Here is a 19,881-nt window from a genome sequence, read left to right as displayed (position 1 = left end):
CAACCCCCACCCCACCCCCCCCCGCCCCGCGCCATCTGTGTGCGGGGGGACCACGACGGATAAGGCGAACCGGGCGGTCAGTCCACCAGATTGACCGCGCAGGCCGAGGTGACGCCGATCTCCTCGGCGATCTCGGCCACCACCGGCTGTGGACTGGAATCGTCCACGGTCAGCGCGACCAGGGCGTCGCCGCCCTTGGTGGCACGGGCCACCTGCATGCCGACGATGTTGATCCCGGCGTCACCAAGGATCCGGCCGATGACGCCCACAATGCCGGGGCCTGATCCCGCCCCGCACACCACCCACACCCGGAACAGCGGAGCGGGGCTTCGACTACCCGCTGGCGCTGCAGAACGATGGTGGCGACGCCGTCACCACCCGCGCGGACGGGTGCGCCTGCGGGCGGGTGAGGTACGAGCGACGCTACGGGCCGCTGACGGCACCGGATCCCGGGCTGAGTGCGGGGTGGTGCCGTCCTGTCGGAACGGTGCCCTGCCGGCTGGAGTATTCACCGCTGTGCAGGCTCTTGGATGTGTTGACGCGCGACGAACACGGTGTGGGTGGCCTGGTCCGGATCCAGGGGCATGTTCCCGGGCGGCGGAGCAGGCAGGGAGGGTGTCGGAGATGTCCCGCCTGTTCGCGGCCGCTTCGAAGAGCCCTGTGATCCGTTCGGCGAAGTCAGGGCCCGGTATCGGGATATCGGAGTCGAGTTCACCCGTCTCGCCCCCGGCCCGGCCGCCATCCGGTGCTCGGCTCCGGCCTGCGCAAGCCACCTCCACACCGTCCGCTCCGACATACCCGACGGCCAGGAGCAGGAGGCCGATGGCCAGGGCGAAGAGCAGAACGAGAGCGTGCGCGTGGGCTGGTGCCGCCAGTTCTCAGACACGTCCAGGTCGGCTGCGGATGACGTCGCCGTGTAATCAGGGGGATCCGGCCCCTGCGGTTCCGGGTCGGCCCATACTGAGGGATATGTCGATCGACGGAACCGCGGCCCACCGCACCCGTGCCGGAACGCTGCCTCCGCTCGTCGAGCGCGCTGTCTCGGCCGCGTGTGGGCACGGCTTCGGCCACTCCTGCCGACCCGAGCAGGGCCGTCTGCTGCAGTTGCTGGCCGGCGGAGCCCGCCGACGCATCGCCGAGACCGGCACGGGATGCGGGGTGGGCCTCGCCTGGCTGGCCGACGGGGCGGGACCCGGCGTGGAACTCCTCAGCGTGGAGCTAGATCCCGCGCGGGCGAAGGTGGCGGCCGGCGTCTTCGCCGATGTGCCGCAGGTGCGTGTGCTGTGCGCGGACTGGACCGAGATCTACGCCCATGCGCCCTACGATCTGGTCGTCCTCGACGGCGGCGGTCAGGCCAAGGGGAGCGGCGCGGCCGACCCCGAACGGCTGCTGGAGCCCAGCGGCGTGCTCGTCGTCGACGACTTCACGCCCTCTCGGACGTGGCCGCCCTCGTACGCCGGGCGCACCGACACCGCCCGGTTGCACTGGCTGGAGCATCCGGCCCTGCGCACCGTGGACCTGCCGCTGGCGGCCGACCTGAGCGCGGTGGTCGCCGTCCGGCGCACCGACCTGTGAAGTGTCACCTCGCCCCGCAGCGCGCCGCGGAGTTGCTGACCATCGTGGTTCCCGCTCCTAGCACCGCCGCGGCACCGGTCCGCTGATCAGGGGGGAAGCACGAGCCGGACTTCGCGGGCTGCTGCCGCCATCGGTGAACGCGTTCGCTCCTACCAGGAGTTCGCCGAGCGGGCCCCCGTATTGTGCCCGCCAGGGAACTGTCCGAGCTCGGTGGGCAGGGCAGCGCCGTCGTCGACTTCGTCCAGCCGCCAGCCCGTGATGTCGAGCAGCAGGCCGCCGAAGTGGCTCTCTTGAGACGTTTTCTAGAGGGCGTTGATCTGCCAGGCGAGGACACCTGTGGAGCTCTTGGTGCCGGCAACATCAATCCGGACTGGCCCATCGGCCTTGATGCGCTGCTGGACCAGGGACTGTTCGCAGGGAACCGTCGCGTCGGAGCCCGACGCCGTGGGGGCGGTGGCCAGGCGTGCACTGCCCTTCCCCGTGCACGTCAGGACGAGCCGGTATGTCCTGCCCTCGCGGAGCACCGGTCGCGTAGGAATGCCGTCCCCGACACGTTTCGATCCGCCTGCGAGGAGGGCGCCGCCGGGAGCGCTTGCCACGGCGGATGCCGCCTGTTTCACCAAAGCGTGTCCGGCGCGAACTCGGCGTCTGGGAGCGGGCGGTGGACTGCGGCGCCGCTCCTGCTACCGCTGTCCGGGGACAGCCCGGTTCGGCACAAACTCGCCGCAGCGGCCCGTACCCTGCCCGGATCGACGGCGAGCCGGCAACACGCCGCCGATCAGGCCGGTTTCAGGCCGCGGCCACCACCACGGCACACCCCCGCAACATCACCGGCGGAGTCACGGCATGGAGGGCTGGGCCGGCTCCGTCCCGGTCGTCCCGCCCCCGGTCGTTTCCGGGACTCCGGCCTCCGGCATGTCCAGGGCTTTGCGGACCACGTCGTTGTGGAAGCCGCGGACGTGCCGTTCCACCAGATCGCCGGCGCGCTCCACGTCGCCCGCCGCGATGGCCTCGTAGATCGCGTGATGGTCCGCCCGCAGCCGGGCTGCGATCGGCTCCCAGTCGCCGATCTTGTGGAACGCGGTGAGCAGCGTGCCCCGTACGGCGTTGCGCACGGCGACGGTCATGTCCGCCATCAGCCGGTTGCCTCCGGCCTCGGCGATGGCGACATGGAACGCGGTGTCGTAGTCGTTGAACTGCTCGCGGGCCAGGGCCTTGTCATCCATGTGGATGAGCGGTTCCCGGATCCGGGTCAGTTCCTCGTCACTCGCGTGGCCTGCGGCGAGGCGGGCGCTCGCGCGTTCCAGCGTGGCCCGTGCCTCGACCACGTCCTGGAGGGGGAAGTTCGCCAGCGCCAGGTGCAGCCGCAGCAACTGGGTGAGACCGTTGCTGGGCATGGCGGTGATCACGCTGCCCGATCCCGGACCGGTGCCCACGCGGGAGCGCAGTACCCCCTGGGCCTCCAGGACCCGCAGGGCTTCCCGGACGGCGGCCCGGCTCACCCCCAGCAGCTCGACCAGCTCGCGCTCCGGCGGCAGCCGGTCACCCACGCGCAGGTTGCCCGCCAGAATCTGCTCCTCGATCCGGGCCAGCACGAGCTCGAAGGTACGGGAACGCGGAACCGGCTCCCAGGCCGCGCTCGACTCCGCCATGGAAAGCCCTTTCATCCCGGAATGACGCCTCGCCTCCCTTCTGATCATATCTTGAGGGGCCCACTCCTTGGTCAGACCAAAGCAATTTTCTCGCTTCAGCCCTCTTGGAAGCGGCCGCACGGGGGTGTAAACGTGGAGAAGCCAAACCATGGTCTGACCAAGACCTGATGTGAGGGTTGCATGTACCAGCCAGATCTCTCCCCCCTGGCGGACAGCCTGGCGCTCTCCGCTCTCGTCGCCTGCCTGCCCCTGCTCATCTTGTTCGCGCTCCTCGGCGGACTGCGGCTGAAGGCCCACTGGGCCGGGCTCGCCGCTCTCGCCGTGGCGATCGCCGTCGCCCTGGCGTGCTACGGCATGCCCGCCAAGCTCGCCCTGCTGTCGGCGAGTGAAGGGGCTTCCTTCGGCCTCTTCCCGATCATGTGGATCGTGGTCACCGCGCTCTGGCTCTACCAGCTCACCGTCGTGACCGGCCGCTTCGAGGACCTCCGCCGCGCCTTCGGCCTGATCAGCGATGACCCACGGATCCAGGCCGTCATCATCGCGTTCTGCTTCGGCGCCCTGCTGGAGGCCCTGGCCGGTTTCGGCGCCCCCGTCGCGATCACCGGCGTCATGCTCATGGCTCTGGGCTTCGCGCCCGTACGCGCGGCGGTCACCGTGCTGGTCGCCAACACGGCACCTGTCGCCTTCGGTGCCATCGCCATTCCGATCATCACGGCGGGCAATCTCACCAAGATCCCCTACACGGACATCGGCGCCTACGTGGGCCGCCAGACACCACTGATCGCCCTCTTCGTACCGCTGCTACTCGTCGTGCTCGTCGACGGTCGCCGCGGAATTCGCCAGACCTGGCCGGTGGCACTGGTCTGCGGTGCGGTGTTCGCGCTCGCCCAGTTCGTCAGCTCCAACTTCATCTCGGTGGAGCTCACGGACATCATCGCCTCACTTGCGGCCCTGGTGGCGGTCGTGCTCTTCCTCCGCGTCTGGCAGCCCAGCGGCGGGGAGCAGGCCAGGGCAGACCTGCTGCGAGAGCGCGAGGCGGAGGGCGGCAGTGGCCCCGGCGCCGGCTCGCCCGGCGGCCCGTCGTCGGGCGAGCCGGGGGAGCCCGGCGGCGCGGCCACCGGCACCCGCCGGACATCCGGCGGCACGGCGACCGCCGAGAGGCCGGACAACGGACCCCGGCTGGTCATGGCCTTCCTGCCCTACCTGATCGTGATCGCGGTCTTCTCCCTGGCGAAGCTGTGGACACCCGTCAGGGACTTCCTCGCCGACACCGATCTCAAGATCGGCTGGCCGGGTCTGGACGGACATGTCCTGACGGCCGCCGGGAAGCCGTCCACCGCCACCGTCTACACCTTCCCGTGGCTGTCCTCCCCGGGCACTTTGCTGCTGCTGTCCGGTGTGCTGGTCGCGGCCGTCTACCGGATCAGCCCGCTCGCCGCGGCCCGGGAGTTCGGCGCGACCGTGGTCAGGCTCCGCTGGGCCCTGCTCACCGTCGCGTCGGTGCTGGCGCTCGCCTATGTGATGAACCTGTCGGGCCAGACCATCACGATCGGCACCTGGATCGCCGGTGCGGGCTCGGCCTTCGCCTTCCTCTCGCCGATCCTGGGCTGGCTGGGCACCGCGGTCACCGGCTCGGACACCTCGGCCAACGCGCTGTTCGCCACCCTCCAGCAGGCCGCCGGGCACCAGGCCGGGCTCGATCCGACCCTGCTCGTCGCGGCCAACACCTCGGGCGGCGTCGTCGGGAAGATGATCAGCCCGCAGAACCTCACGATCGCGGCCACCGCGGTCGGCCTCGTCGGCCGGGAGTCGGTGCTGTTCCGGCATGCGATCAAGTGGAGCCTGCTGCTCCTGCTGGCTCTCTGCGTCTTGGTCCTGCTGCAGTCGACCCTGCTCGCCCGGATGCTCCCATGAGCGGCGACGCGCCCTCACCGACCGGAGGAATCATGCGGATCGCACTGTTCGTCACGTGCCTGACCGACACGCTCTACCCGGAGACCGGCCGGGCGGTCGTGAGGCTGCTGGAGCGCTTGGGCTGTGTCGTGGACTTCCCCGTCGCCCAGACCTGTTGCGGCCAGATGCACTTCAACACCGGCTACCAGCGGGAGTGCGTACCGCTCGTGCGCCGCTTCGCCGAGGCCTTCGCCGGCTACGACGCGGTCGTCACCCCATCGGGCTCCTGCGCCGCCATGGTGCGCGAGTACCACGGGCGAGTGGCCGACGTGGCGGGAGACGCACGGCTGTCGGAGGCGGTGCGGGCCACGCCGAACGTCTACGAGCTGTCGGAATTCGTCGTCGACGTGCTGGGCGTCACCGACGTCGGCGCCTACTTCCCGCACCGGGTCACCTACCACCCGACGTGCCACTCTCAGCGCATGCTCGGCGTGGGTGACAAGCCGCTCAGCCTGCTGCGGGCCGTACGCGGCATCGACCTGGTCGAACTGCCCGCCGCCGACCAGTGCTGCGGCTTCGGCGGCACCTTCGCGCTGAAGAACGCCGACACCTCGGTAGCGATGTGCGCGGACAAGACGCGGCATGTGCTGGACACCGGAGCGGAGGTGCTGTGCGCGGTCGACAACTCCTGTCTGATGCACATCGGCGGCGTTCTTTCCCGGCTGCGCACCGGAGTGCGCACCCTGCACCTGGCCGAGATCCTCGCCGCCACCGAGGAGGACCGGACACCGGCCGCCCCGTCGCTGTCGCGGCGTCTCCCGCGGTCCAGGAAGCAGCCTGACATCTCGGAAAGGACGAGTATCCAATGAGCGGCCCCACCTTCCTGGGCGTTCCCACGTTCCCGGCTGCGGCACGCACCGCCCTCGCCGACACCCGGCTGCGGCACAACCTCGCCCACGCCACCACGACCATCCGTCACAAGCGTGCGGAGGCGGTGGCCGAGGTGGACGACTGGGAGGCGCTGCGCGAGGCCGGACGGGCCGTCAAGGAGCGTACGCTGCGCCACCTGGACCACTACCTGCGGCAGTTCGAGGAGCGGGTCACCGCAGCGGGCGGCCAGGTGCACTGGGCGCGCGACGGGCAGGAGGCGGCACGGATCGTCGTCGACCTCGTCCGGGCCACGGGCGAGCGCGAGGTGGTCAAGGTCAAGTCGATGGCCACTCAGGAGATCGGCCTGAACGAGGTGCTGGCCGACGCGGGCATCGCCGCGTACGAGACCGACCTGGCCGAACTGGTCGTCCAGCTCGGCGAGGACCAGCCCTCGCACATCCTCGTACCGGCCATCCACCGCAACCGGGCGGAGATCAGGGAGATCTTCCTGCGCAGCATGGGCGACCACGGCAGTCCGGCGCCGGCCGATCTGAGCGACGATCCGCGGCACTTGGCCGAGGCGGCCCGCCGGCATCTGCGAGAGAAGTTCCTACGGGCCAAGGTCGGGATCTCCGGAGCGAACTTCCTGGTGGCGGAGACCGGCACCGCGGTCGTCGCGGAGTCGGAGGGCAACGGGCGGATGTGCCTCACCCTGCCCGAGACCCTCATCTCCGTCGTCGGCATCGAGAAAGTCGTCCCCACCTGGCAGGACCTGGAGATCTTCCTCCAACTGCTGCCCCGCTCCTCCACCGGTGAGCGGATGAACCCCTACACCTCGACCTGGACCGGCACCACCGCCGACGACGGGCCGCGCACCTTCCATCTGGTGCTCCTGGACGGCGGCCGTACCGACACGCTCGCCGACCCCGTCGGACGCCAGGCCCTCAACTGCATCCGCTGCTCAGCCTGTCTGAACGTCTGCCCGGTCTACGAGCGCGTCGGCGGACACGCCTACGGCTCGGTCTACCCCGGCCCGATCGGCGCCATCCTCACCCCGCAACTGCGCGGCACGGCAGCCAAGGCCGACCGCTCCCTGCCGTACGCCTCGACGCTGTGCGGAGCCTGCTACGAAGTCTGCCCAGTCAAGATCAACATTCCGGAGGTCCTGGTCCATCTGCGGGCGAGGGTGGTCGACGAGGCCCGCACCCGCCGGGTGCCGAGCCCCGAGCGGCTGGCCATGGCGGCGGCACGCTCGGTGCTCTCCAGTCCGTCCCGGCTGGCCGCGGCGCAGCGCGCGGCGGCCACGGCCGGGCGGCTGGCCGCCCGCGACGGCCGCATCAGCCGGCTGCCCGGCCCGCCCGCGGCATGGACCGAGGCACGTGACGTACCGGCGCCCGCCCGGGAGAGCTTCCGGGCCTGGTGGAGGAGGACACATCGGTGAACGCGCGGACAGAGGTGCTCAGCCGCATCCGGCGGGCGCTCGCGGACGTCCCCGCAGACGAGCGCCCCGAGGACGTGCCGGTCACCCGGAACTACTCGCCGGACGGTATGCCGGCTGCCGGTTCTCCGGAGGCGGTGGAACTGCTCACCAGGAGGCTTGCCGACTACGGTGCCTCAGTACGGCTGGTGGCCGACGGGACGGTGCCCACGGCCATCACGCGGACCCTGGCCGCCCGCGATGCCGCCTGCGTCGTGGTGCCGCGGGGCTTCCCGCCTGCCTGGCAGGCGGAACTCGACCCGGTCCGGGTGCTCGACGACCATCCGCAGCTGCCCGTCCGCGAACTGGACCGGGTCGACAGCGTCCTCACTACCGTCGCGGTCGCGATCGCCGAAACCGGCACCCTCGTCCTGGACGGCGGTCCGGGACAGGGACGACGCGCTCTGACCCTGGTGCCCGACCACCATGTGTGCGTGCTACGGGCAGAACAGGTCGTGGCCTGTGTCCCCGAGGCACTGGCACGCCTGGAGCCCGCCCGGCCTCTGACGTTCGTCTCCGGGCCCTCCGCGACCAGCGACATCGAACTCGACCGGGTGGAAGGCGTGCACGGACCGCGCACGCTCCATGTCCTCATCGTCGTATGACCTTACGTCTCTCATGACAGGAGTCACCATGCCTGCCCCAGACCGAGACATGCGCCGCCCCGGGGGAGCGGTGTCCGACGACCCGGAGCCGCGCCCCCAGAACCCCAGCGCCCTCGCGGTCTGCGCACTGCCGGCCGAAGAACGGGCGGTGCCGCAGGCCAGAGCCTTCGCCCGGGCACAGCTGACGGCGTGGCGGATCGGTGAGGAGGTGGCCGACGCGGTGCGCGTCGTGGTCTCCGAATTCGTCACCAACACGGTCCGGCACAGCGGCTCCGCCGATGTGAGCCTCCGGCTCACGCGTTCCCCGACGGACGTGTGGATCGAGGTCTTCGACAGTGGCACGCGGCACGGGCCCGTCGCCTCCACCCCGCACGGCGACCTCGCGGAGGGCGGCCGGGGGCTTCTGCTGGTGGAGGCGCTGAGCCGGCAGTGCGGTGTGCACCGTACGCCGTACGGCACATGCGCCTGGGCGACCTTGCACGAGGGTTCGCCCGGCGCGCGTCCTGCGGAGACCGCCCGGGTGGATCGCAACGCCCCCACACCGCGCCAGCTGCGGCCCTCGGCGCCAAGAAGGTCGACGACCTCCTCGGGGTCGTCCCGCCGAACAACGGCACGACCAGCTTGCTGACCTGAGCTGTCTGGCGGCTCCCGTGTCCGCACCCGGCCGGGAAGTGGCGGGAGCCGTGGCCCCCTCCCGATGGTGTTGTTCGAAAAGCGGCGGAACCGTCTCGCCGACGCATCCGGACCCGGCCGACCAGGAGTGACTGCGCGGGCCGCTCCCCAGTCAGCTGCCGAGCCTCGCTGCGGCTCAGTTCCGCCGGGCCGCGCGCACGCGCGCCGGGGTAAGACGCCGAGCACCTTGCCCACCGCTCGCTGGAGGGTCCGTTCGCTCGTCCCGACTGCCCGTGCCGCTTCCGCCCTCCGCAGCGGCTGGCCGACGGAGCTGATGGATACGGACGCATCTGGCATGACGCGACAAGCTGGACGTCCTCGCAAGAGCCGCCTCCCTTGCTTGATCATCCTCACCCGCTACGACCTGCCCTGGTTCCCAGGCCCTGGACACCCGCTCCTCGATTCGAGTCAGCGAGCCCTGATCAGTCCTGAAGCCGGCGGTACTGGACTGCGCCAGGAAGCGACATCGTGATGGGTCAACCCGCGCGGGCACGGTTGCCCGTCGGCAGATCGTGGTGGCCAACGCCGTGCACGCAGTGCGGAGCCGGTCAGCCGCTGTGGCTGGTTTGCTCCAGATTGTCAGCGAGCTCGACCGCGCTCCGCTCAGCCTCGGCGGCGGCCCGCTGACGGGCGTCCTGGGCGCGCTCCTGTGCGGAGAGGCGGCTCTACTCAGTGAACTCCGTCCAGGCGCCCTGCAGGTCGGTGCGCCAGGCAGCCTCCTCAGTCCAGTAGCGGGGCAGGCCCTCGACCACGAAGCACATCCCCACGGCCGTGATCTCCCCGGCACGTGTGCGCGCGGCCCGGCGCAGACGTGTCAGCTCGTCCTGAGCCTCGCGCTCAGCTGGTCCTCGACACCGGCTTCGGGCTCGAGCCCGTCGTCGTCCAAGACGCCGAACTCCTCCGCGGCGAACACGTCGCTTCGAAGTACAGCACCCGCGCGCCGCACGCGTGGGAGAGGTCGATGAAGTCTGCCGCGTTGACCGCATCGCCCGTCAGCAGCACGGGCCGGCCCTCTCCCTCCAACCCGAGCACCACTCTTTGCGGCGATCCAGCCACAGAGAGTAGGACCCGGGTCTGACAACGGGCCGCCGGTCTCATCGCCATCGGGCAGAGTCGGCGCGAGCGGTACAAGACCGCCACGGACCTCGTTACGCCACTGACGGACGGACTGGGGAAGCGACCAGGCGCGGCGCGTCTCCCTGGATCTAAACCGTCCTGCAGCGGGCTGTACCTGGGCTGCTCCCCAGCACTGCCCAAACGCAGGTCAGAGCGTCGAACTCCCCCTCTAAACCTCCAGGGTGCACCGGTGTTCAACGTCCCGGACCGGGACACGGAGCGCATGTCGCCCGACGCCACGCGCTTCGGCATCAGGTGGCGGCTGTTCTACGGCAAGACCATGAAGGAGGCCCGGAACCACCGGAGGAAGATCCTCGCCAACTCGGCGAGGCCGGCCGCCCTCTTCCTGGAGCCGCTCGAGCCGTTCCTCTCCCACGGGATCCGCGCACAGCTCACGATCGACGCGCCGGACGGCTGGGACCGGCCGAGAAGGAGCTGGAGATCCTTCGCGCTCTGAGCTACGTCTCCACCGGGCGGCTGACGCTCCGTGAGCAGGAGTCCGTCCATCTGGGCTGCGTGATTCCCATGGGCCGTGCTGCCGCGGCCGAGGTCATGGGGATCACCACGTGCGACTGCACGGATGCGATCATGCCTCGGAGGGACGAGGCTGTTGCTTGTGACAATGCTGCACTGCCTGCCCAGTGGCGGGGCGCATTGACGCTCCGCGGTCAGGCCGTGCAGGAGTCCTCAGCATCTCTCAGCCCCCGACCTCACGGAACTCGTCATGACCGCTCCCTCCCGCTCCATCGTTCTGGAGCCCGCAGCCCAGCAGTTCGCAGATGCCACGTCCCAGCCGCCGTTCTTGTACGAACTGGGGCCCGAGAAGGCCCGCAGGGTGCTGGACGACCTTCAAGCCGAACCGATCGAGAAACTCGATGTCGACTCGGAGTGGATCACTGTGCCTGCCGATGTCGGCGATGTACGTGTCCGCATCGTCCGGCCGCGCGGCGCCGCGCCACCCCTCCCCGTGGTTCTCTATATGCACGGCGGTGGCTGGATTCTGGGCAACGCCGACACCCATGATCGACTGGTGCGCGAGCTCGCGGACGGGGCGCAGGCTGCGGTCGTGTTCGTCGAGTACACCCGCTCTCCCGAGGCGCACTACCCGGTGGCGATCGAGCAGGGCTACGCCACCGCTCAGTGGATCGTCCGAGAAGGCGCTGCCCATGGCCTCGATCCGGACCGCATGGCGGTGGCGGGCGACTCGGTCGGCGGAAACATGACGGCTGCTCTCGCCCTGATGGCCAAGGAGCGCGGCGACGTCCGCTTCGTGCATCAGTCCATGTACTACCCGGTCACCGACGCCGAAATGAACACCCAGTCCTACGCCGATCTCGCCACCGGCTACTTCCTCACCGCCCAGGCCATGGAATGGTTTTGGAACGCCTACATTCCCGACCCCGCGCAGCGCAACGAGATCAGCGCCTCTCCCCTGAAAGCCACCCTCGATCAGCTCGCCGGTCTCCCACCAGCCTTCCTCCTCGTCGACGAGGCAGACGTCCTACGCGACGAGGGCGAGGCATACGCGGCCAAGCTCCGCGCCGCGGGCGTCGACATCACCACCGTCCGTTACGACGGCATCACCCACGACTTCATGATGCTCAACCCTCTCAGCGACACCCATGCCACCCGTGCGGCCGTTGCCCAGGCCGTCTCAGTGCTGCGCGACGCGCTGAGAAGTGGTGCCGCTCCGCCTTGATCTGTCACGTTCCGTGACTCGGTCGGTGCTGGACAGGCCGACGGTCGTTCTCCAGGGGCCAACTGCCCACTTTGGGAGGCTCGGCATGGCATCCGATTCCACCTGGCGAGCCGCAGCGCGACAGTTGCCGCTCAGGCTCCCCGTCGGCACGTTCTTCCTCAACTCCGCGCTGTCGAAACGCGGCGCGGACCAGGCCACCGCTGAGGGACTGCAGCAGTTCGCCACCACCGCCTACCCCTTCTTGGGCAAGCTCGATGCCCAGCCGTTCGTCAGGTGGCTCTCGGCCGGGGAGACCGCCGTTGCCGCCGCGCTGCTCCTGCCGGTGGTCCCTGCCACTGTCGCCGGAGCCGCGCTGACCGCGTTCTCTGCCGGCACGCTCGGGCTATACCTGCGCGCGCCGGGCATGCGCAAGGAGGGCAGCCTGCGACCCACTGAGCCCGGAACCGCGCTGGCCAAGGATGTCTGGCTGCTGGGCATCGGCATCTCCCTCATGGTCGAGGGCGTCAGCGATCACCGTTGGTGATAAGGCGGATACGGTGTCAGCTAGGGCTCTGACCGCACAAGTCCGCCAGGTTGTTCAGGCCACAGCGGCGAGGGGGCGTCCGCCCCGGCGGATGCCTTTCTCGCTGGGGATGCGGGCGCGTTCACGTCGTTCAGCGGCCAGGACGTCACGGTGGCGGGTGTTGGCATTGCGCCAGCGCAGGTAGGCGTGCAGGGCCCGGGTCTGCACGGTGTGGTTGGGGTGGTTCGAGTTGGCGATGGTGAACTGCCGCAGCGGTCCAAAGTGGGTCTCGATCGGTTTCGCCCACGAGGCGTAGGTCGGGGTGAAGCGCAGCCCGACCTTGTACTGATTCGCCCAGCGGCGGAGGGCGGCGCCCTTGTGGGCGGACAGGTTGTCCGTGATCACGTAGATCGGTGCGCCGTCGGGCCTGACGGCGCGGATCGACTTCAGCGCGGCCAGCGTGTTCGTAGCCCCTTTCTTACGGCGGTTGATGCCCCACAGGCGGTCATCGCCGAGCGAGTAGCAGCCGTGGAAGCAGCGCACCCCGTGAGTGCGGTGGTAACTGGCGGGCACCCGGTCGGGATGCTTCAGTTCGGCCCAGCCCGAGCCCGCGGTGGGCCGGATCCCGAGCGGGCCGAACTCGTCGAAGGCGAACACCCGGTCCGGGAAGCGGTCAATGACCTCCTCGATCCGGTCCAGCTTCGCCTCACGGTCGGAGTCGGGGGATTCCTTCCGTGTCTTGGTGCGCTGGAAGGTGACACGGCGGCGGGCGAGCAGGCCGCGTAATGCCTGCACGGCACGTCGGTCCACAAGCTATTGGCGCCGCCAAAGCTCGGCGTCATACCCCGCAGATCGAGCTGGCATGAGAGCGCGGCTACACCGCCGCGCCTCAATCAATGAACGTACACCGCTGACTGTGCGATCGACGCATGTGGGAGCCGCCGTTACGGCGTGACCGACCGGGCTACGCAGCTGACGCTGACCCACGAGGCCCGGTCGCCGTCCCTGAGTTCTTACGGACGAACGCGGATGATCGTCTTCCCCATGACCCGCTCGGTCGGGTTGAAGGCGGCGACGGCATCGTCGAGGGTCGCGACGTTGCCGATGTCCGTCCGCAGCCGTCCGTCTCGCCTCCGCTGGACGATTTCACCCAGTTGGGCACGATCGGACTCGACGACGAAGTCGATCGCCTGGCCGTGGGCAGGCCGCGCCTCGGGCGGCCCAACGACGGTCACCAGTGTTCCTCCGGGCCGGATCAGGCGCGCGGATCGCTTCTGGACGTCTCCGCCGATGACGTCGAAAACCAGGTCGACGCCGCCGATATCTTCCAGGGTGTCGTTGTCGAGGTCGACGAACTCCCCGCGGGGCCGGGGGCATCCAGCAGATCACCGGCACGCCGCCGACGCCGACCAGCTCCACTGCCACCGGCAGCCCGGCCAAAGCCTCCGGTACTGGACTGGCCCCCGCCCCCAGCACCGTCGCATTGGTGCTGTTGTCGATGTGCTGGTCCCGCCCGGCCTGGTTCACCGTTGCCCGGTCGGACGCGGTGGCCTCTTGGGAGATGCGGTCAGAGCCGCTACTCCTGTTCATCGTCCCCCGGCCCCGTGTGCTGATCCCCCCGATCTGAGTGACCGACGCATCGTCGGACGCCTCTGCCTTCTGCATCACTCGCCCCGGCCTACCGCTGGCACCGGCGGCGGGAGTGGTCTGGTTTGCGCCGACCTCGTTCACCCCCGCCCGGCCGGAGGCAGTGGCCTCCTGCGACACCGTGGGATGCTCCGGCGGCGGGGCCGGGGCGGGCTGCTCACGGCAGGCCCACCAGCCGACCGCGGTGGCAGCCACCGTGGCCATCACCGTGGCGAACGCGGTCGCCACCACCCACCGGTCAGCCTCCGCCTCAGGCATCCACTCGAACGGCACCGACCGCCCTATCCCGCCCGCAGCCACCTGCTGGGGGCCGGCACACCAAGCTAGGCCGTGCCCTCACCGGGTGTCCGCTGAAGAACGCACATGGTCACTGCCGGCAGTCCCGGACCCCCACACCCACCGTTTGCGTCTCCTGACAGACCAGTTACCAGCACCCCCGTCATGTCCGCGTTCTCACCAGCCCCGCAGACCAGACCCCGCTACGGCCCCCGAAATCGAAAACAGGCACTGAGCAGGCAACCGGCTTCGTGGTTGGTCCCCTTGGCCAGGCGAAAGAGGCTCGGGACGCTCTTGTAGCCGCGTACCGGTTCGACGAGGCTGTCGCAGTGCAGGCAGATCAGGGGTCATACGAACGGTTCCGGATCGGGCCCGATCTCCTCGGCCGTGGTCAGCCTGCCGGTGCGCTGCACACGATGGTTCATCTGCTTCTGCTGTGCCTTCCGGTCAGGGGCCGACGGTCAGCTGGCACCCGGGCTGGATGCCCAGCGGGCGAGAGTGCCGTCCGCTGCTTCCCGGACGTGGCGGGCGCGGAGTTGGTCCTCGGGTATCGGCGCGGGGCTCCTTCAGCGGCTATGGATCGGCCGGGGCAGGAGGTTGCGCAGGAGTTGTGGGCGTCCTTCGAATTAAGCTCGGGATCGGTACCGAGTGAGAACAACGTGGGGAGCCTGGTCCAACCTGCCTCAGGACGTGGCCAGTTGGGCTGACGAACGAGTGAAGCCCCTGGTAGACGGGTTCTCGACCAAGAAGAGCCGTCTAGAGTTCGGAGCCACCCTGCGCCTGGTCCTCTCCGACCACGTCGACGGTGCGGTGATCTCCATCGACGAGGACCGGCAGAGGTCGTGTGACATCGTCGAGACCGGCGGCGTGCGCGGAGCGAAGACCGCCTGACTCGGGATGACCGTACGCAAGCGCGGGCGGACGACGGGGCTGCCCACGGCTCAGTCGACGGTATCTCGGCCACCATCCAGGTGGACTACGGCGACAGACAGCATCGGCCTGCGCACCTTGCGCGACCAGGTGAGCAGCACGGCCGCCGCCTCCCCTGACGCCGTCTTCTCCGACCACGGTGACTCGGGTTCCGTGATCGTCGACGACCAAGGGTTCGTGGTGGCGCTACTCTTCGCCGGCGCAGGTTCGAACACGGTCGGCAATCCGATCGCCACCGTACTTCAGGAGCTGAACGTCTCCATGTGCACGGGCGAGCCGGAGGGCCACCACTAGCCACGTACGCAGGCGGCCACGGCTACGGATGCGTCATGGCCTCGGGCGATGCAGACTGTTCATGGAGTGCGAGGCACTCAAGCCTCTCCTGACACACCGCTCACACCTCGCTGGGCCAGATGCGGGCGACGAAAGGTCGAGTCAGTGGACGGCATACGAGAGCACCGTCGGGCAACCGCCTGGTTGCAGCAGGCTCGCACCGCCGAGACCCGCGGCTCTCCGCCTGGAATCACACGCCCCACCAGCCGCGCGGTCCTGGCCGCCCTGGGCGACGCGGACGTCGACGACCGGGAAACACCGAGGCTATACCGCTTCGTGGTGGGCGCCGACCAGCACGCCCGTCCTCTGGCCGCCCAGGAGCTGGCGGAGCTGGGGGATCCGATGGCCGAGTTGTTCTTCCGCAAGGGCACCTTCCCGTTGACGGTGCAGGATCTCCTCGCCGGACTGCCCGAGCCGGCGACGAAAGCGAACCAGTCCGTGTATCTGATCGGCGAGGCGGGGCAGATCCCGCTCGGCTCCACCCCCGAGCTGCCGCGTGCCATGCGGTTCGCCGTCGCTCGCGCCGCCACCGGCCGGGACGTGGACCTGCTGGTGAGCACGGGGGCAAACGAGGATCCGGCGGCGACGTTTCTGCAGGTTGCCGCCTGGGATCCGGCCGCGAAGGTCTTCAACTACTACATGCGGATCAGCCCCGTGTGGGTGTGGGCAGGCAACTCGTGGTCCGCACTCACCCCCGGCTCCCGCGGCCACGGCTGCTTCGACAGCCACATCAACGGCAGCGTCGTTATGAAGGAGCTGAAAGCGCCCTGGAGCAACTGGCAGTCCCAGGCGGCGAAGATTCGCCTGCCCCCGGACGACCCCTTCCGTTCCGACCCGTTGTATCAGCAGGTCGTCGGCGCCGAAAATCTCGAGCTGACCGTCCGTGCTCTGATCAGCCGCTGGACCGCCGCCCGCCTGGCAGCCGTCACACAGGACGGCACCGTGGAGCATCCCGAGCAGCTGATGCGCCATCTGTTCACCACGACCGCCGTGAACCTGGCCAGTACAGCGACACAGAGTGCGACGATCACCCCCTCCAGCGGTGACCTGCTGCTGCCCCCGAGCTTCTGGCTGAACAGCGACGCGCTCCTGAGTGATCTCGAACTGCCCGTCACGGCCACCGTTCCTCCCATGGCCCCGGCCGCCCACTACGTTGAGAGCCTTGCAACCTTCGACTTCTCCCTGGAGGAGAGGAGCAGCGGCTTCTCCCAGCCAGGCGACACCTTCTTCGCTTTCGTCGTACCGGAGCCGGCCTGCGAGGACAACGACGTGGTACGGCAGATGGTGGAACAGGGCCTGATCACGGCCAAGTTCGCCGCTTGCGCGTTCATGGTCGATTTCACCAACCCGGTCTTCAGCCCCGACCGGGAGCAGTTGATGAACCATGTCCCCACCAAGCCGACCGCCGTGACCGAGCTACAGGAACACATCGCACAGGCGATCCTGGAAGCCGCCACGAGTCTGCCGCCCAGCAGCCCTGAACGGCGTTTCGCCGCCGACTGGGTCCTCGCCGACGACACCTGGCCCAAGGCCTTCGCCCAGCGGATCGACGACTACCTCGGTCACATCGGCCAACGAACCCGGGAGTCCGCCCGCTTCGGCGCCTACGTCCGGCTGGCAGAGTCCCGCCGCCGCGACTTCAAGGCGATGCGGCTCAACGAGTTCGAGCTGACGCTGCCGACCACCAACATCCCCGCGAGCGCCCCGCGGCTCAGGATGAACGACGACGGCACGGTCACGCCCACCTCCTGACAGCCGCCGTCCGCGGCTCATCCGCCCCCGGCCACCTCTCAGCGAAGGAGTGCCCCATGAGCCTACTCGCCTCCTACGGCCCGCCCGGACACCTCGACGATCTCGACGAGACCGGCCTGAAGGCCTGGAACATGTTCATCAGCGACCGGGTCGACAACTCGATCACGGGCCCCAATCCCCATGAGGTGCTCAACGACAGCCCTCGCAGCCAGTTCTACAACCTCACCAAGACCGACACAGCGGTCGACGCCCAGGAGGCCACCGTCACCTGGACGGCCTTCCCCCGTCTGGTCAAGATCCAGTCTCTCGCCGACGCCCAGCGGTGGAAGCGGGCCGACGCCAGCCGGGACGTCCAGGACGAGTACTGCGAGTGGAGCGTCACCCACAACGCCGCCGGGAAGATCACCAAGGTCATGTTCACCTGCGAGGGCCCCGAGTACTGGCATCTGCTCGCCCAGTCGAACCCCGCCAAGGTTCTTGAGCTCTACCAGAGGCACATCAACCCGAACGTCCAGCACAGCGACCTCTTCGGAGCCACCGGCACCTACAACCCCCGTAACCGGTGGAACGACTCCACGACGGACGGCGCCATGCATCTGATCCAGCCCAACAACACCCTGGGCGCCGAGATCGAACTCGCCGCCGCAGCAACCATCGTGCGGGTCATCGACGGCAACGAGCTGACCACCGAGCAGGAACTCATCCACTGCAGCAAGTACGGCGAACCCGAGCGCAACAGCGACCCGCACATCGGCGGAGCCGTGAACGACCTCGCCCGACAGAAGGCGGACGTCTCCCTCGCTGACCCGGTCGGTCTCTACTTCGACAAACTGGCCACGGACGGCTGGGCCACCCCGGACGGCTCCGATCCCAAGGACTACTGGATCAGGCAGCGCGGCGACGAGGCCCACCCTGTGCGGTTCGTCTACGAGGTACCTCAGGACAAGGGCTTCACTGTTGGTGACATCAAGATCAACGGGAAGCCCATCCAGTTCGGCGCGCAGATCGCTGACTTCATCACCATTAAACTGACAGGTGTCGCCTGCCGATTCGGACAGAGCACCACGCAACCTAAGACCGCCTGCTTGCAGGTGGCCCCCGCGCCCGTCGAGCCGGCAGCGGTCGCACAAAACCTCAGCGCGGCATCGGTCCCCGGCTACCGGGCCGCTCCACTCGCTACTTCCTGGACCCGCCGCCGCTGAGCCGCCGAAGCCCTGCAAATGCTCCATTGAGTCGAACGGCAGGACCGTCTTCGGCATTCATCGGCGGTGATCTCCTCGTCCTGGCAGCGTCGTTGTCCAAGCGGCAACACGCGACAACCGTCCGCAGAAGCGGTGCGGACCGCCGTGCCTCACGTTCCGCGCGCCGACCGCGAGCAGGCCTCCCGCAGCCAGAGCGCGGGGTCGCCGCAAGCACGCGGCACGGGCGCGCGGAGCCGGATGAGCTGCGCAGCGGCCCGCCGGTCTCACCCGGTGCAGCTGCGGCACGCACGCCTTCTCGACGGCCATCACGACCGCGTGACCGCTGTAGACCTCGTAGTGGGCGATGCGGCGCCACATCGACTCACGCAGCATGTCCAGCTTCGCCAGCAGCGCCGGCACGCCGCCCTGGTCGAGCTGCGCCCGGACTTCCGAGGCCACTTCCTCGACCGCCTCGCAGCAGCCGCCCGGATCGGGCTCAGGCTCGGGCTCCTCGCACTCAGCCCGCCGCGCGGCGACCTCTTGATACGCCCGAGCATTCTGGAGGCCCGACCGTGCTGCGGTCGAGGCCTGGGATTAAGTCGCTGCGTGGCCCGCATGGCGCTCGTGACCAGCGCAAGCGGCGAACTTTGGGGAGGGAATCTTGATCTACTGCGGAATCGACTGGACGGAACGAACCCACGACGTCGCCCTGGTCGACGACACCGGCCAGCTGCTGGCCAGGCGGCACATCACCGACGACGCGGCCGGCTACAAGATCCTGCTGGAACTGCTCGCCGAGTGCGGCGACACCGAGGAGAACCCGATCCCGGTCGCGATCGTGATCTCCCGCGGCCCGCTCGTTTGCGGTGCTGGGGACCGGCAAGCGCAAAGTCTCCGCGATCAACCCGATGGCCGCCGCCCGCCACCGCCATTGGCACAGCGTCTCACGCAAGAAGTCCGACCCCGGCGACGCCCAACATCCTCCGCACCGACATGCACGCCCACCGGCTGCTGTCCGACGACTCCGACCTCGGCCGCGCGATCACCGTCCTGGCCCGCGCCCAGCAGGACCAGCTGTGGAACCAGCAGCAGCTCGCCAACCAGCTCCGGTCCTTGCTGCGCGAGTACTGCCCCGCCGCCCTGGCCGCCTTCGCCGCCTGGACCAACGGCCTGTGCCGACCCGAAGCCCGCGAACTCCTCAAGAGCGCCCCGACCCCGGCCCGGGCCGCACGGCTGACCCAGAGCGCTGATCACCCGTAAGTTCCGGTTGGACTGTTCTTCAGCGGCAGTGTGGCGGCTGCCGCACCGGCACGGCTGGTCCTGGCAGTCTCCCGCCCGCAGAGCCCTGGAACGCGACGAGCAGGCGGTGGGCCTGCGGAAGAAGGATGTGTGGCCGCAGGGGGAATGACTGCGGCAGCGCTGGGCGCGTACATCGTCTGAGGACGAAGCGGGGTTCTCGATGACACCGCCGCGCGCCCGTGCCTGGGGCCGGCGTGGACACACGCCGGTGGGGCGGGTGCGGGGCCGCTTTTGGCGCCGCTGGTTGATCGCGGCAATATTCACCGACGACGAGCACCCCGAAGATGACCCCGCCCACCGTGTCGCGCGTGCCGGTCGGCGGTCCGTACGGCAGGCCTGCCCGGGCCTGCGCGAAGTCGGACACCTGTCAGCACCTGCGGCGGCGGTACGCGGCGACTCCGG

General features: G+C 69.3%; 16 protein-coding genes and 3 pseudogenes. 15 read left to right on the top strand and 4 right to left on the bottom strand.

Annotated elements, in window-relative coordinates; genetic code table 11:
- Positions 1-77: 77 nt before the first annotated feature.
- On the bottom strand, positions 78-317 hold the full coding sequence (locus tag ACWC94_RS37790) for an ACT domain-containing protein (protein ID WP_450801859.1): 240 nt from the start codon (positions 315-317) through the stop codon (positions 78-80).
- Between the two features lie 652 nt (positions 318-969).
- Here ACWC94_RS37790 and ACWC94_RS37785 point away from each other — a divergent pair.
- The gene (locus ACWC94_RS37785; RefSeq protein ID WP_450801816.1) at positions 970-1,575 is read left to right on the top strand and encodes an O-methyltransferase; all 606 of its coding nucleotides are present in this window, start codon (positions 970-972) and stop codon (positions 1,573-1,575) included.
- An 839-nt stretch (positions 1,576-2,414) separates the two neighbouring features.
- Here the strand turns inward: ACWC94_RS37785 and ACWC94_RS37780 are convergent.
- Positions 2,415-3,227 carry a FadR/GntR family transcriptional regulator gene (locus ACWC94_RS37780; protein ID WP_450801815.1) on the bottom strand — a complete coding sequence of 271 codons (813 nt, stop codon included), beginning with the start codon at positions 3,225-3,227 and terminating at the stop codon, positions 2,415-2,417.
- Positions 3,228-3,407: 180 nt separating this feature from the next.
- Here ACWC94_RS37780 and ACWC94_RS37775 point away from each other — a divergent pair, with 180 nt between their 5' ends.
- From ACWC94_RS37775 to ACWC94_RS37740, 8 genes are all read left to right on the top strand, one after another.
- A complete protein-coding gene (locus ACWC94_RS37775) occupies positions 3,408-5,141 on the top strand; it encodes an L-lactate permease (RefSeq protein ID WP_450801814.1) in 1,734 nt (577 codons plus the stop codon).
- Positions 5,142-5,173: 32 nt separating this feature from the next.
- Complete coding sequence (locus tag ACWC94_RS37770; protein ID WP_450801813.1) at positions 5,174-5,989, top strand: (Fe-S)-binding protein; 816 nt, start codon at positions 5,174-5,176, stop codon at positions 5,987-5,989.
- Positions 5,986-7,431, top strand: a complete 1,446-nt coding sequence (locus ACWC94_RS37765; protein ID WP_450801812.1) for a LutB/LldF family L-lactate oxidation iron-sulfur protein — start codon at positions 5,986-5,988, stop codon at positions 7,429-7,431. Before ACWC94_RS37770 ends, ACWC94_RS37765 begins: the two co-directional genes overlap by 4 nt.
- Positions 7,428-8,072 (top strand): LutC/YkgG family protein, encoded by a 645-nt coding sequence (locus tag ACWC94_RS37760; protein WP_450801811.1) that lies wholly within the window; start codon positions 7,428-7,430, stop codon positions 8,070-8,072. Before ACWC94_RS37765 ends, ACWC94_RS37760 begins: the two co-directional genes overlap by 4 nt.
- Before the next feature lie 28 nt (positions 8,073-8,100).
- Positions 8,101-8,700, top strand: a complete 600-nt coding sequence (locus tag ACWC94_RS37755) for an ATP-binding protein (protein WP_450801810.1) — start codon at positions 8,101-8,103, stop codon at positions 8,698-8,700.
- Between the two features lie 1,350 nt (positions 8,701-10,050).
- Entirely contained in the window at positions 10,051-10,317 is a 267-nt protein-coding gene (locus ACWC94_RS37750; protein WP_450801809.1) for a hypothetical protein, read from the top strand.
- 267 nt (positions 10,318-10,584) lie between these two features.
- Positions 10,585-11,559: an alpha/beta hydrolase gene (locus ACWC94_RS37745; protein ID WP_450801808.1), complete on the top strand. Its 975-nt coding sequence runs from the start codon at positions 10,585-10,587 to the stop codon at positions 11,557-11,559.
- Between the two features lie 85 nt (positions 11,560-11,644).
- Positions 11,645-12,082, top strand: coding sequence for a hypothetical protein (locus tag ACWC94_RS37740; RefSeq protein ID WP_450801807.1), 438 nt, complete (start codon positions 11,645-11,647; stop codon positions 12,080-12,082).
- A 54-nt stretch (positions 12,083-12,136) separates the two neighbouring features.
- Here the strand turns inward: ACWC94_RS37740 and ACWC94_RS37735 are convergent.
- Both ACWC94_RS37735 and ACWC94_RS37730 read right to left on the bottom strand, forming a co-directional pair.
- A pseudogene (locus ACWC94_RS37735) lies at positions 12,137-12,853 on the bottom strand (transposase); the annotation flags it as partial.
- Positions 12,854-13,074: 221 nt separating this feature from the next.
- The gene (locus tag ACWC94_RS37730; RefSeq protein ID WP_450801858.1) at positions 13,075-13,353 is read right to left on the bottom strand and encodes a zinc-binding dehydrogenase; all 279 of its coding nucleotides are present in this window, start codon (positions 13,351-13,353) and stop codon (positions 13,075-13,077) included.
- Positions 13,354-14,698: 1,345 nt separating this feature from the next.
- Here ACWC94_RS37730 and ACWC94_RS37725 point away from each other — a divergent pair.
- From ACWC94_RS37725 to ACWC94_RS37700, 6 genes and pseudogenes are all read left to right on the top strand, one after another.
- Positions 14,699-14,875, top strand: a complete 177-nt coding sequence (locus ACWC94_RS37725; RefSeq protein ID WP_450801806.1) for a hypothetical protein — start codon at positions 14,699-14,701, stop codon at positions 14,873-14,875.
- 129 nt (positions 14,876-15,004) lie between these two features.
- Complete coding sequence (locus ACWC94_RS37720) at positions 15,005-15,208, top strand: hypothetical protein (protein ID WP_450801805.1); 204 nt, start codon at positions 15,005-15,007, stop codon at positions 15,206-15,208.
- 144 nt (positions 15,209-15,352) lie between these two features.
- Positions 15,353-16,999: a hypothetical protein gene (locus ACWC94_RS37715; RefSeq protein WP_450801804.1), complete on the top strand. Its 1,647-nt coding sequence runs from the start codon at positions 15,353-15,355 to the stop codon at positions 16,997-16,999.
- 56 nt (positions 17,000-17,055) lie between these two features.
- On the top strand, positions 17,056-18,201 hold the full coding sequence (locus ACWC94_RS37710; RefSeq protein WP_450801803.1) for a hypothetical protein: 1,146 nt from the start codon (positions 17,056-17,058) through the stop codon (positions 18,199-18,201).
- 640 nt (positions 18,202-18,841) lie between these two features.
- A pseudogene (locus ACWC94_RS37705) lies at positions 18,842-19,419 on the top strand (IS110 family transposase); the annotation flags it as partial.
- A gap of 1 nt (position 19,420) precedes the next feature.
- Positions 19,421-19,738 (top strand): annotated as a pseudogene (locus tag ACWC94_RS37700) (winged helix-turn-helix domain-containing protein); the annotation flags it as partial.
- Positions 19,739-19,881: the final 143 nt, after the last annotated feature.

The sequence above is a fragment of the Streptomyces sp. NPDC001135 genome (assembly GCF_053598395.1).
The sequence above is the reverse complement of the archived record's forward strand: the minus strand, read 5'-3'. Positions and strand labels throughout refer to the sequence as shown.

What these genes read in the sequence shown, in the direction of transcription:
- ACWC94_RS37710 (WP_450801803.1), top strand. Translation starts at nt 17,056, where the DNA reads ATGAGCCTACTCGCCTCCTACGGCCCGCCCGGACACCTCGACGATCTC.
- ACWC94_RS37775 (WP_450801814.1), top strand. Translation starts at nt 3,408, where the DNA reads ATGTACCAGCCAGATCTCTCCCCCCTGGCGGACAGCCTGGCGCTCTCC.
- ACWC94_RS37755 (WP_450801810.1), top strand. Translation starts at nt 8,101, where the DNA reads ATGCCTGCCCCAGACCGAGACATGCGCCGCCCCGGGGGAGCGGTGTCC.
- ACWC94_RS37740 (WP_450801807.1), top strand. Translation starts at nt 11,645, where the DNA reads ATGGCATCCGATTCCACCTGGCGAGCCGCAGCGCGACAGTTGCCGCTC.
- ACWC94_RS37765 (WP_450801812.1), top strand. Translation starts at nt 5,986, where the DNA reads ATGAGCGGCCCCACCTTCCTGGGCGTTCCCACGTTCCCGGCTGCGGCA.
- ACWC94_RS37770 (WP_450801813.1), top strand. Translation starts at nt 5,174, where the DNA reads ATGCGGATCGCACTGTTCGTCACGTGCCTGACCGACACGCTCTACCCG.
- ACWC94_RS37785 (WP_450801816.1), top strand. Translation starts at nt 970, where the DNA reads ATGTCGATCGACGGAACCGCGGCCCACCGCACCCGTGCCGGAACGCTG.
- ACWC94_RS37780 (WP_450801815.1), bottom strand. Translation starts at nt 3,227, where the DNA reads ATGGCGGAGTCGAGCGCGGCCTGGGAGCCGGTTCCGCGTTCCCGTACC.
- ACWC94_RS37745 (WP_450801808.1), top strand. Translation starts at nt 10,585, where the DNA reads ATGACCGCTCCCTCCCGCTCCATCGTTCTGGAGCCCGCAGCCCAGCAG.